This window comes from Pseudomonas sp. NY15356 (assembly GCF_048068175.1).
Taxonomy (GTDB): domain Bacteria; phylum Pseudomonadota; class Gammaproteobacteria; order Pseudomonadales; family Pseudomonadaceae; genus Aquipseudomonas; species Aquipseudomonas putida_K.
On the sequence record NZ_JBLUPW010000001.1, the window covers coordinates 315,673 to 327,695 of the forward strand.

Genomic DNA, 12,023 nt, shown 5'->3' on the forward strand with positions numbered 1-12,023 from the left:
GGGCGGGCATACTAGGCCAGTCTCCATCCCTGGTACGCCCAACCCCATGCTCCGCGCCCTGATCCTCATCGCCCTGTCCTGCCTGCTCAGCCCGGCCTTCGCCGACGAGCGTGCGCAGACCCAGCAACAACTGGAAGCCACCCGCCAGGACATCGCCGAGCTGAAAAAAATGCTGGGCAAGCTCCAGGAGGAGAAGTCCGGTGTGCAGAAAGACCTCAAGACCACCGAGACCGAAATCGGCGATCTCGAAAAACAGGTGGAGGCGCTGCAAGAAGAACTAAAAAAGACCGAGGGCGAGCTGGAGCGCCTTGATACCGAGAAAAAAAAACTCCAGAGCGCCCGCGTTGAACAACAGCGACTGATCGCCATCCAGGCCCGCTCCGCCTACCAGAGCGGCCGCGAGGAATACCTCAAGCTGCTGCTCAACCAGCAGAACCCCGAGAAGTTCGCCCGCACCCTCACCTACTACGACTACCTGAGCAAGGCGCGCCTGGAACAACTGCGCGCCTTCAACGAAACCCTGCGCCAGCTGGCCAACGTCGAGCAGGACATCAGCCGCCAGCAGGCGCAGTTGCTGGCCCAGCGCGGCAACCTCGACAGCCGCCGGCAGGCCCTCGAGGCCGTCCGCAACGAGCGCCGGCAGGTGCTGGCCAAGCTCAACGGCGACATGAAGGCTCGCGACCAGAAGCTGCAGGCTCGCCAGCAGGACCAGGCCGACCTCACCAAGGTGCTCAAGACCATCGAGGAAACCCTGGCCCGCCAGGCCCGCGAAGCCGAGGAAGCTCGCCAGAAGGCGCTGCTGGCCCAGCGCGAGGCGGAAAAACGCCGCCAGCAGGAAGCCCTCGCCGCCCGCTCGGCCACCGAAACGCCCACGAAAAAGGCCCGAACCACGCTGGGCCCGCTGGTTTCCAGCGACGGCGCGAACTATGGCGGCGCATTTTCTGCCGCGCGCGGAAAACTTCCATGGCCGGTCAATGGTCGATTGCTGGCACGCTTCGGCGATGCACGCGGTGGCGATGCCCGGGCCAAGTGGGACGGCGTGATGATCGGCGCCAGCCCCGGCACCCAGGTGCGCGCCGTGCATGGCGGGCGCGTGGTGTTCGCCGACTGGTTGCGCGGTGCTGGACTTCTGGTCATTCTCGACCATGGCAATGGTTACCTGAGCCTGTACGGCCACAACCAGAGCCTGCTCAAGAGCGCCGGCGATATCGTCAAGGCCGGCGAAGCCATCTCCACCGTCGGCGACAGCGGTGGGCAGGACAGTTCGGGCCTGTACTTCGCCATTCGCCAGCAGGGCCGGCCGACCGACCCTGCCCAATGGTGCCGGGGCTAGCCCCCCTCAAACGTCTACGGCGTAGCGCAACCCACCGCTGCGCCGATGCTCCCGCGGGAGCGCCAACAGGATCAGGAGTTCGTTCGACATGCTGCACTCGCCTCGCCTCACCCAGCTGGCCCTGACCATCGCATTGGTGGTCGGCGCGCCCTTGGCCTGCGCCGCCGAGCCGGCACCGGCAACGCCGGCCAGCCGCGCTGCGGTCCCGGCCACCGAGGTGACGGCCAACGCACCGCTGCCGCTGGATGAGCTGCGCACCTTCGCCGAAGTCATGGACCGCATCAAGGCGGCCTATGTCGAGCCGGTGGACGACAAGACCCTGCTGGAAAACGCCATCAAGGGCATGCTCAGCAACCTCGACCCGCACTCGGCCTACCTGGGCCCCGAAGACTTCCAGGAGCTGCAGGAAAGCACCAGCGGCGAATTCGGCGGTCTGGGCATCGAAGTGGGCATGGAGGACGGCTTCGTCAAGGTGGTGTCGCCGATCGACGACACCCCGGCCTCGCGCGCCGGCATCGAGGCGGGCGACCTGATCGTCAAGATCAACGGCGCCCCGACCCGTGGCCAGACCATGACCGAGGCCGTCGACAAGATGCGCGGCAAGGTCGGCGAGAAGATCACCCTGACCCTGGTGCGCGACGGCGGTACGCCGTTCGACGTGACCCTCGCCCGTGCGGTGATCCAGGTCAAGAGCGTGAAGAGCCAGCTGCTGGAAAATGACTATGGCTATATCCGCATCACCCAGTTCCAGGTCAAGACCGGCGATGAAGTGGGCAAGGCCCTGGCCAAGCTGCGCAAGGACAACGGCAAGAAGCTGCGCGGCGTGGTCCTGGACCTGCGCAACAACCCAGGCGGCGTCTTGCAGTCGGCGGTGGAAGTGGCCGACCACTTCCTGACCAAAGGGCTGATCGTCTACACCAAGGGCCGCATCGCCAACTCCGAGCTGCGCTTCTCGGCCGACCCGGCCGATGCCAGCGAAGGCGTGCCGCTGGTGGTACTGATCAACGGCGGCAGCGCCTCGGCCTCGGAGATCGTCGCCGGCGCCCTGCAAGACCAGAAACGCGCCGTGCTGATGGGCACCGACAGCTTCGGCAAGGGCTCGGTACAGACCGTGCTGCCGCTGAACAACGACCGCGCCCTGAAGCTGACCACTGCCCTGTACTTCACCCCCAACGGCCGCTCGATCCAGGCCCAGGGCATCGTCCCGGATATCGAAGTACGCCCGGCCAAGCTCACCGCCGAAGCGGACACCGACAACTTCAAGGAAGCCGACCTGCAAGGCCACCTGGGCAACGGTAATGGTGGCGCCGATCGTCCGACCGGCAGCGCCAAGCGCAAGGACCGCCCGCAGGATGGCGACTTCCAGCTCAGCCAGGCCCTGAGCCTGCTCAAGGGCCTGAACATCACCAAGGGTGACTGACCCTGCCCATGCGCTACCTGCTGTTCTCGCTGCTCTGCCTGCTGGCCGGCCCCGCCCACGCGGCGCCGGCCAAGGCCTACATGAGCATCATCATCGATGACCTGGGCCAGAACAGCGAGCGCGACAGTCGCACCCTCGCCCTGCCAGGCCCGGTCACCTTGGCGATCATGCCCGACACACCCCACGCCACCGATTTCGCCCGCCAGGCCCACAAGGCCGGGCGCACGGTGATCCTGCACATGCCCATGGACCCGGCTACTGGCCCCTATGCCTGGACGCCGGGCACGCCGGTCGAGGAGCTGGCCCGCCGCCTGGACGCCGCCTTGGCCAAGGTGCCTTTCGCCGCCGGCATCAACAACCACATGGGCAGCCGCATGACCGCCCAGCCTGGACCCATGGCCTGGCTGATGGGCGAACTGCAACGGCGCCACCTGTTCTTCGTCGACAGCCGCACCAGTGCCGCCACCGTGGCCGCGGCCAAGGCCCAGGAGCAGGGTCTGGCGCATGTTTCGCGGGATGTGTTCCTGGACGACGTGCGCACCACCGAAGCCATCACGGCCCAGTTGCAACAAGGCATCGCCCTGGCCCGCAAGCAAGGTTCGGCGGTGCTCATCGGGCATCCCTATCCGCAGACCCTGGACGTCCTGGCGCGGGAGATACCTCGGCTCAGAGGCCAGGGCATCGAGCTGATCGACATCCACCAGATGATCGCCCAGCGCGGCAACCAGGCGATGCCGGGCCATGGCCATAACGGGCGCTACAGCAACCGCTGAGAAGCAAATAGGCGGAGCGGCGCTCGATTCCCGCCCCACCACAACACTCAAGCCGAGCCCTCATCCACAAATGAAAAGAGCCCGACTCTCACGAACCGGGCTCTTCTTCATTGCATCAAGCTGTATCAGCTATACACACGCCCCAGCAGCTGGCGATGGCTCTCGAACTGATCCAGCACATCGCGCACGATCTGCTCAGGCGTGAAGCCCATCAGGTCGTATTCCTGGCTGCCATCGTGCAGGTACACCTCAGCACGGTAGAAGCGCTGGGGTACTTCCGGCGCCCCTTCGACCTGCGCCTCGCTCGGCGCGGCCTGGTAGCCGTCCAGGCTGACTTCATAAACGAACGGGTTGCCCTCTTCCATCATCACCCGCAGGCCCATCAGGTTACGCGAGTGACCGGCACGGGCCTCGACCTCAAAGCCTTGCAGACGCATCTGCGCGGCGGCGTCCTTGAGCGCCGGGCTTACGTACTTGTCCATGAAACGCTGGACCACGGCCTGGGTCGGCTGCAGGTCCATCTGGCTCAAGCGCTCGCTGAAGCCACGGCGGCCACGGGCAGCCAGCTCGGCGCGCTCCTGCTCGACGGCCACGTCCTGCTTCATGGCCTTGTACAGGCCGAACATGAACAGCACCAGCACCACCGAGAACGGCAGGCCAGCCAGCACCACCATGGTCTGCATGGCCTCGAAGTTACCGGCGAACAGCAGCCCGATGGTGACCAGCGTGATGATCACCGACCAGAACACCACCATCCAGTGCGGCGCATCTTCGTCCACCTTGCCGCCTTTGCACGACAGGTTGGCCATCATCACCGCGCCCGAGTCGGCCGGCGTGAGGAACAGCACGAAGCCGACGAATACCGCTACACCGATGACGATCTTGGCGGCCGGGAAGTATTCCAGCAGCTGGTAGATCGACATCGAAGGCTGCTCGAGCGCCGTCTTGCCCAGCTCCACGGCGCCCTGGTTGATCACCAGGTCCAGCGCGGTGTTGCCGAAGATCGACAGCCAGGCCAGCGTGAAGCCCAGTGGAATCAGCAGCACGCCGGTCACCAGCTGGCGCACGGTACGGCCCTTGGAGATACGGGCGATGAACATGCCGACGAACGGGCCCCAGGAAATCCACCAAGCCCAGTAGAACACGGTCCACAGGCCCAGCCAGCGCTCGGACTTGCCCGCCTCGCCTTCATAGACATAGAGGTCGAAGGTCTTGAGCACCAGGCCGTTGAGGTAGTCGCCGATGTTCTGCACGAAGGCGTTGAGCAGGTGCAGGGTCTGGCCGCCGAGCAACACGAAGATCAGCAGGCCGCTGAACAGGATGATGTTCAGGTTGGACAGGCGGCGGATGCCGTTCTCCACGCCCGATACCGCTGCTACGGTGGCAACACCGGCCATGACCAGGATGACCGCCAGCAGGTTGGTCTTGCTGTGGTCGATGCCGAACAGGTATTCCAGGCCCGAGGCCACCTGCATCGAGCCTATCCCTAAGTTGGTGACCAGGCCCAGCAGGGTGACGAACATGCCGAAGATGTCCACGGCATTGCCCGCGGCACCCTTGACCCAACGCTCGCCGACCAGCGGGTACAGCGCCGAGCGCAGTGCCAGCGGCTGGTTGTGGCGGTAGGCGAAGTACCCCACGGCCAGGCCGACCAGGGCGTAGATCGCCCAGCCGTGCAGGCCCCAGTGCAGGAAGGTCAGCTGCAGGCCCTGGCGCGCGGCCTCGAGGCTGGCCGAGGTACCCTCTGGCGGGTTGAAGTAGTGGTCCAGCGGCTCGGATGCGCCAAAGTACAGCAACGAGATACCGATACCGGAGGAGAACAGCATGCCGGCCCAGGCGCCGTAGCTGAAGTCAGGCTGGTCGTCCTTGCCGCCCAGCTTGAGCTTGCCGTAGTCGGAGAAGGCCAGGTAGACGACGAACAGCAGGTAACCGCAGATCACCAGCATGTAGTACCAGCCGAAGGTGCGGGTCAGCCATTTCTGGGCAATGCCCAGCACATGGCCAGCTGTTTCAGGAACCGCGATGAGCAAGGCAGTCAAGGCGAGGACCAGCAGGGCGGAGGTGTAGAACACCACGCGGTTGACCCGCACGCGTTCGGCGGGAGGCTTGGTTAGGGAGGCAGAACTCATTGCACGAATGCTCCGGGCAAGTGCGGGGTGAAGGCTAATCAGATGTTTCCCAAGCAAATGGTGGAATAGCCCCACTGCGTCAGGTGTTATAAATGCACCTAGGAAACCGTGATCCCGAATCGAATCGTTGCAAAAAAACAGTTCCAGCCCGCTCCAAAGGGCTTCCCGTTCGGCCTGTGACCGCCCGGCGGAATCTGTCATTCGCATCGCTCATGCCCGTCAACGCCTTGTATTCCGGGGGTTACGCGATTTCCTGGGGTGTCAATCCGTGCCTTCTCGACCGCCTGAAAAACTGTCAATGGCACAAATTGTCGCAGAGCTTATTCTTTATTGATTGAACGTTCAATCAAAACAAAATAGACTGGCCTTCGCCGAGGCAGCCGCTCGTCGTCTGATCGCAGGCCTGAGGAGATAGCAAGATGCCCAAGGTCGGTATGCAACCCATCCGCCGCCAGCAGTTGATCGAAGCCACGCTACAGGCTGTCGATCAGGTCGGCCTGGGAGATGCCAGCATTGCGCTGATTGCCCGTTTGGCCGGTGTGTCGAACGGCATCATCAGTCACTACTTTCGGGACAAGAATGGCCTGATCGCAGCGACGATGGGCTACGTCATGAGCATGCTCAACGAAGGGGTGGCGGCGCGTCGCCAGGCACTGACGGACGACAGCCCGCGTGCCCACCTGAAAGTGATCATCGAAGGCAACTTCGATGCGAGCCAGGTGAATGGCCCGGCAATGAAAACCTGGTTGGCCTTCTGGGCCTCCAGCATGCACCAGCCAGACCTGCACAGGTTGCAGCGGATCAACGACCACCGCTTGTATTCCAACCTGTGCTGCCAGTTCCGCCGCGTCCTGCCGCTCTACCATGCGCGCAAGGCTGCCCGCGGCCTGGCGGCCCTGATCGATGGCCTGTGGCTGCGTGGTGCGCTGTCGGGTGACGAATTCGACACCGACCAGGCGATACGGATTGCTTACGAATACATGGATCTACAACTGGCTAAACAACAGACCCTGGGCATTACCGACCAGGCCTCTGAACCTTCGCGCGCAGCGCTTGCCGAGCAGGCAGGAGCGTGACGCGGTAGCCAACCACACACTGCACTTGCGAGGACACTATGGCCCGTTTCGGAACGCAAAAACTCTATATTGATGGTGGTTATGTCGACGCTAGCTCCGACGCTACCTTCGAAGCCATCAACCCGGCCACCGGCGAAGTCCTCGCCCACGTGCAGCGCGCCACCCAGGCGGACGTCGAGAAGGCCGTCGAAAGCGCCGAGCGTGGTCAGAAAGTCTGGGCTGCCATGACCGCCATGCAGCGTTCGCGCATCCTGCGCCGCGCCGTCGATATCCTGCGCGAGCGCAACGACGAGCTGGCCATGCTGGAAACCCTGGATACCGGCAAGTCGTACTCTGAAACTCGCTACGTCGACATCGTCACCGGCGCCGACGTGCTGGAATACTACGCAGGCCTGGTACCGGCCATCGAAGGCGAGCAGATCCCGCTGCGCGAAAGCTCCTTCGTCTACACCCGCCGCGAGCCGCTGGGCGTGACCGCCGGTATCGGCGCCTGGAACTACCCGATCCAGATCGCCCTGTGGAAATCCGCCCCGGCCCTGGCCGCCGGCAATGCCATGATCTTCAAGCCTTCGGAAGTCACCTCGCTGACCACCCTGAAACTGGCCGAGATCTACACCGAAGCCGGCCTGCCTGACGGCGTGTTCAACGTCCTGACCGGCAGCGGCCGTGAAGTCGGCACCTGGCTGACCGAACACCCACGCATCGAGAAAGTCTCCTTCACCGGCGGCACCACCACCGGCAAGAAGGTCATGGCCAGCGCTTCGAGCTCCACGCTCAAGGAAGTCACCATGGAACTGGGCGGCAAGTCGCCGCTGATCATCTGCGACGACGCCGACCTGGACAAGGCCGCCGACATCGCCATGATGGCCAACTTCTACAGCTCCGGCCAGGTCTGCACCAACGGCACCCGCGTGTTCGTACCGGCGTCGATGAAGGCCGCCTTCGAAGCCAAGATCGCCGAGCGCGTTGCTCGCATCCGCATTGGCAACCCGGAAGACGAGAACACCAACTTCGGCCCGCTGGTCAGCTTCCCGCACATGGAAAGCGTCCTGGGCTACATCGCCAAGGGCAAGGAAGAAGGTGCACGCGTACTGTGCGGTGGCGAGCGTCTGATGGACGGTGATTTCGCCAAGGGTGCCTTCGTTGCGCCGACCGTCTTCACCGACTGCACCGACGACATGACCATCGTCAAGGAAGAAATCTTCGGCCCGGTCATGAGCATCCTGACCTACGAAACCGAAGAAGAAGCCATCCGTCGCGCCAACGACACCGAATACGGCCTGGCCGCAGGCGTGTGCACCAACGACATCAGCCGTGCCCACCGCATCATCCACAAGCTCGAAGCCGGTATCTGCTGGATCAACGCCTGGGGCGAGTCCCCGGCCGAAATGCCGGTCGGTGGCTACAAGCAGTCGGGCGTCGGCCGCGAAAACGGCGTCAGCTCGCTGGCCCAGTACACCCGCATCAAGTCGGTCCAGGTCGAGCTGGGCGGCTACAACTCGGTTTTCTAAACCCTGTCTAGCCACGCCCGTGCCGCCGTGCACGGGCGTTTCCGCTCCCTGATCACCGCTAACACGAGGGTACTTCAATGTCCCAAGAATTCGACTACATCATCGTCGGCGCCGGTTCCGCCGGTAACACCCTGGCGACCCGCCTGACCGAAGACGCTGGCGTCACCGTCCTGCTGCTCGAAGCCGGCGGCCCGGACTACCGCTTCGACTTCCGCACCCAGATGCCGGCCGCCCTGGCCTTCCCGCTGCAGGGCCGCCGCTACAACTGGGCCTACGAGACCGACCCGGAGCCGCACATGGGCGGCCGTCGCATGGAATGCGGCCGTGGCAAGGGTCTGGGTGGTTCTTCGCTGATCAACGGCATGTGCTACATCCGCGGTAACGCCATGGACTTCGACGGCTGGGCGAAACTGCCAGGCCTGGAAGACTGGACCTACCTGGACTGCCTGCCGTACTTCCGCAAGGCCGAAACCCGTGACATCGGCCCGAACGACTACCACGGCGGCGACGGCCCGGTCAGCGTGACCACGCCCAAGGCCGGCAACAACCCGCTGTTCCACGCCATGGTCGAAGCTGGCGTGCAGGCCGGTTACCCGCGCACCGAAGACCTCAACGGCTATCAGCAGGAAGGCTTCGGCCCGATGGACCGCACCGTGACGCCGAAAGGCCGTCGCGCCAGCACCGCCCGCGGCTACCTGGACCAGGCCAAGAAGCGCCCGAACCTGACCATCGTCACCCACGCCCTGACCGACCGCGTCCTGTTCGACGGCAAGCGCGCCATCGGCGTGACCTACCTGGTCGGCGACAGCGAAGAGCGCATGGAAGCCCGCGCCCGCAAGGAAGTCATCGTCAGCTCCGGCGCCATCGCCTCGCCACAGCTGCTGCAACGCTCCGGCGTCGGCCCGCGCGAACTGTTGGAAAGCCTGGATATCCCGGTCGTACACGACCTGCCGGGTGTCGGCGAGAACCTGCAGGACCACCTGGAGCTGTACATGCAGTACGCCTGCACCCAGCCGGTCTCGCTGTACCCCTCGCTGCTGTGGTGGAACCAGCCGGCCATCGGTGCCGAGTGGCTGTTCAACGGTACCGGTATCGGCGCCAGCAACCAGTTCGAGGCCGGTGGCTTCATCCGCACCCGCCCTGAGTTCGAGTGGCCGAACATCCAGTACCACTTCCTGCCGGTCGCCATCAACTACAACGGCTCCAACGGCGTGAAGGAGCACGGCTTCCAGGCTCACATGGGTTCCATGCGCTCGCCAAGCCGTGGCCGCATCAAGCTCAAGTCCAAGGACCCGCGCCAGCACCCAAGCATCCTGTTCAACTACATGGCCACCGAACAGGACTGGCAAGAGTTCCGCGACGGCATCCGCCTGACCCGCGAAATCATGGCCCAGCCGGCGCTGGACCCCTACCGCGGTCGCGAGATCAGCCCGGGCGCCCACGTGCAGACCGACGAGGAACTGGACAAGTTCATCCGCGAGCACGCCGAAACCGCCTTCCACCCGTCCTGCTCGTGCAAGATGGGCACCGATGACATGGCGGTGGTCGATGGCGAAGGCCGCGTGCACGGCATGCAGGGCCTGCGTGTGGTCGATGCCTCGATCATGCCGATCATCATCACCGGCAACCTCAACGCCACCACGATCATGATCGCCGAGAAGATCTCGGACAAGATCCGTGGCCGTAAGCCGCTGCCGCGCAGCACCGCCAAGTACTACGTGGCCAACGGCGCGCCGGTCAAAGGCAAGCCGATGCGTGAGGTCAAGCAGGGCTGAGGCCCTTTCGCGGGGCAAGCCTGCTCCTACAGGCGATCACCGTTCCTTGTGGGAGCGGGCTTGCCCCGCGATAGCGTCGACACTGCAACACAGAGAAAAGCACCTTGATCGGTGCTTTTTTCATTTGCAGAAACGCTTTACAGGCGGCCAATTCATCAGGTTAGAATCGATTGGCACGCGACCTGCTAGTCAACGCTGCCCTGCCCTTTCCCCGCGATGTACCGGAGTACTGCCTTTGGATGCGAGCACCATCAACAGCCTGTTCCTGATCGGCGCACTGCTGGTCGGGGCAAGTATCCTGGTCAGCTCGCTGTCATCCCGCCTGGGCATTCCTATCCTGGTCATCATCCTCGCCGTCGGCATGGCTGCCGGGGTCGATGGTGGCGGCATCATCTTCAACAACTACCCGACCGCCTACCTGGTGGGCAACCTGGCCCTGGCCGTGATCCTGCTCGACGGCGGCCTGCGCACCCGGGTGGCGAGCTTTCGCGTGGCCCTGTGGCCGGCCTTGTCGCTGGCCACGGTGGGCGTGTTGATCACCACCGGCCTGACCGGCATGGTCGCCGCCTGGCTGTTCGACCTGAGCCTGATCCAGGGCCTGCTGATCGGCGCCATCGTCGGCTCCACGGACGCAGCAGCGGTGTTCTCGCTGCTCGGCGGCAAGGGCCTGAACGAGCGGGTCTCGGCCACCCTGGAAATCGAGTCGGGCAGCAACGACCCGATGGCGGTATTCCTCACCGTCACCCTCATCGACATGATCGCCAGCGGTCAGACCGGCCTGCACTGGAGCCTGCTCACCCACCTGTTGCGCGAGTTCGGCATCGGCAGCTTGCTGGGCCTGGGTGGCGGCTGGCTGATGTTGCAGCTGGTCAACCGCATCAGCCTCGCCGGTGGCCTGTACCCGATCCTGGTGATCGCCGGCGGCCTGGCGGTGTTCTCCCTGACCAACGCCCTGCACGGCAGCGGCTTCCTGGCTGTGTACCTGTGCGGCCTGGTGCTGGGCAACCGGCCGATCCGCAGCCGCCACGGCATCCTGCACATGCTCGATGGCATGGCCTGGTTGGCACAGATTGGCATGTTCCTGGTGCTGGGCCTGCTGGTCACGCCCCACGACCTGTTGCCCATCGCCCTGCCGGCCCTGGGCCTGGCGCTGTGGATGATCCTGTTCGCCCGGCCGCTGTCGGTGGTCGCCAGCCTGTTGCCGTTCAAGGCCTTCCATGGCCGCGAGAAGGCGTTCATTTCCTGGGTCGGCCTGCGCGGCGCGGTCCCCATCATCCTTGCCGTGTTCCCGCTGATGGCCGGGCTGCCGGATGCCCAGCTGTTCTTCAACCTGGCGTTCTTCATCGTCCTGGTATCGCTGCTGGTGCAAGGCACCAGCCTGCCATGGATGGCCAAGCTGCTGAAGGTCACGGTGCCGCCGGACCCGGCCCCGATCTCCCGCTCCGCCCTGGAAGTGCACATCACCAGCGAATGGGAGCTGTTCGTCTACCGCCTGGGTGCTGAAAAATGGTGCATCGGCGCCGCGCTGCGCGAGCTGAAGATGCCCGAGGGCACGCGTATCGCCGCACTGTTTCGCGGCGAACAACTGCTGCACCCCTCGGGCAGCACGGTACTGGAGGTCGGCGATATGCTCTGTGTGATCGGCCATGAACATAACCTGCCAGCCCTGGGTAAACTGTTCAGCCAGGCACCGCAACGCGGCCTGGACCTGCGCTTCTTCGGAGACTTCGTGCTCGAAGGCGATGCCGAGCTCGGCGCGGTGGCTGCGCTCTATGGTCTGAAACTCGAAGGCCTGGACGCGAAAATGCCGCTGGCGCAGTTCATCCGACAAAAGGTCGGAGGCGCTCCAGTAGTAGGCGACCAGGTCGAATGGAACAGCACGATCTGGACCGTGGCGACCATGGAAGGGAACAAGATCCAGAAAGTGGGCGTCAGATTTCCCGAAGGTACCCGCCCCGGCCCCGGGTTGTTCCTCTAAACTCCGATTTGCCTCGTTCCACAAGAAT

At 64.4% G+C, this 12,023-nt stretch carries 8 protein-coding genes; 7 read left to right on the forward strand and 1 reads right to left on the reverse strand.

Annotation, left to right across the window (positions count from 1 at the left end):
* Positions 1–46 precede the first annotated feature (46 nt).
* From ACNFCI_RS01435 to ACNFCI_RS01445, 3 genes are all read left to right on the forward strand, one after another.
* Positions 47–1,333, forward strand: a complete 1,287-nt coding sequence (locus tag ACNFCI_RS01435) for a murein hydrolase activator EnvC family protein (RefSeq protein ID WP_084853922.1) — start codon at positions 47–49, stop codon at positions 1,331–1,333.
* An 88-nt stretch (positions 1,334–1,421) separates the two neighbouring features.
* Complete coding sequence (locus ACNFCI_RS01440) at positions 1,422–2,753, forward strand: S41 family peptidase (RefSeq protein WP_084853921.1); 1,332 nt, start codon at positions 1,422–1,424, stop codon at positions 2,751–2,753.
* 8 nt (positions 2,754–2,761) lie between these two features.
* On the forward strand, positions 2,762–3,526 hold the full coding sequence (locus ACNFCI_RS01445; protein ID WP_416767260.1) for a divergent polysaccharide deacetylase family protein: 765 nt from the start codon (positions 2,762–2,764) through the stop codon (positions 3,524–3,526).
* Positions 3,527–3,651: 125 nt separating this feature from the next.
* Here the strand turns inward: ACNFCI_RS01445 and ACNFCI_RS01450 are convergent, their stop codons facing one another.
* On the reverse strand, positions 3,652–5,655 hold the full coding sequence (locus tag ACNFCI_RS01450; protein WP_084853917.1) for a BCCT family transporter: 2,004 nt from the start codon (positions 5,653–5,655) through the stop codon (positions 3,652–3,654).
* A gap of 419 nt (positions 5,656–6,074) precedes the next feature.
* Between ACNFCI_RS01450 and betI the strand changes: the two genes are divergently transcribed.
* From betI to ACNFCI_RS01470, 4 genes are all read left to right on the forward strand, one after another.
* Positions 6,075–6,731, forward strand: a complete 657-nt coding sequence (gene betI / locus ACNFCI_RS01455) for a transcriptional regulator BetI (protein ID WP_084853915.1) — start codon at positions 6,075–6,077, stop codon at positions 6,729–6,731.
* A 38-nt stretch (positions 6,732–6,769) separates the two neighbouring features.
* Complete coding sequence (gene betB, locus ACNFCI_RS01460; RefSeq protein WP_416767262.1) at positions 6,770–8,242, forward strand: betaine-aldehyde dehydrogenase; 1,473 nt, start codon at positions 6,770–6,772, stop codon at positions 8,240–8,242.
* A gap of 77 nt (positions 8,243–8,319) precedes the next feature.
* Complete coding sequence (gene betA, locus ACNFCI_RS01465) at positions 8,320–10,017, forward strand: choline dehydrogenase (RefSeq protein WP_224457208.1); 1,698 nt, start codon at positions 8,320–8,322, stop codon at positions 10,015–10,017.
* 235 nt (positions 10,018–10,252) lie between these two features.
* Positions 10,253–11,995, forward strand: a complete 1,743-nt coding sequence (locus ACNFCI_RS01470) for a potassium/proton antiporter (RefSeq protein WP_084853909.1) — start codon at positions 10,253–10,255, stop codon at positions 11,993–11,995.
* Positions 11,996–12,023 lie beyond the last annotated feature (28 nt).

What these genes read in the sequence shown, in the direction of transcription:
- ACNFCI_RS01445 (WP_416767260.1), top strand. Translation starts at nt 2,762, where the DNA reads ATGCGCTACCTGCTGTTCTCGCTGCTCTGCCTGCTGGCCGGCCCCGCC.
- betA (WP_224457208.1), top strand. Translation starts at nt 8,320, where the DNA reads ATGTCCCAAGAATTCGACTACATCATCGTCGGCGCCGGTTCCGCCGGT.
- ACNFCI_RS01435 (WP_084853922.1), top strand. Translation starts at nt 47, where the DNA reads ATGCTCCGCGCCCTGATCCTCATCGCCCTGTCCTGCCTGCTCAGCCCG.
- ACNFCI_RS01450 (WP_084853917.1), bottom strand. Translation starts at nt 5,655, where the DNA reads ATGAGTTCTGCCTCCCTAACCAAGCCTCCCGCCGAACGCGTGCGGGTC.
- betB (WP_416767262.1), top strand. Translation starts at nt 6,770, where the DNA reads ATGGCCCGTTTCGGAACGCAAAAACTCTATATTGATGGTGGTTATGTC.
- ACNFCI_RS01440 (WP_084853921.1), top strand. Translation starts at nt 1,422, where the DNA reads ATGCTGCACTCGCCTCGCCTCACCCAGCTGGCCCTGACCATCGCATTG.
- betI (WP_084853915.1), top strand. Translation starts at nt 6,075, where the DNA reads ATGCCCAAGGTCGGTATGCAACCCATCCGCCGCCAGCAGTTGATCGAA.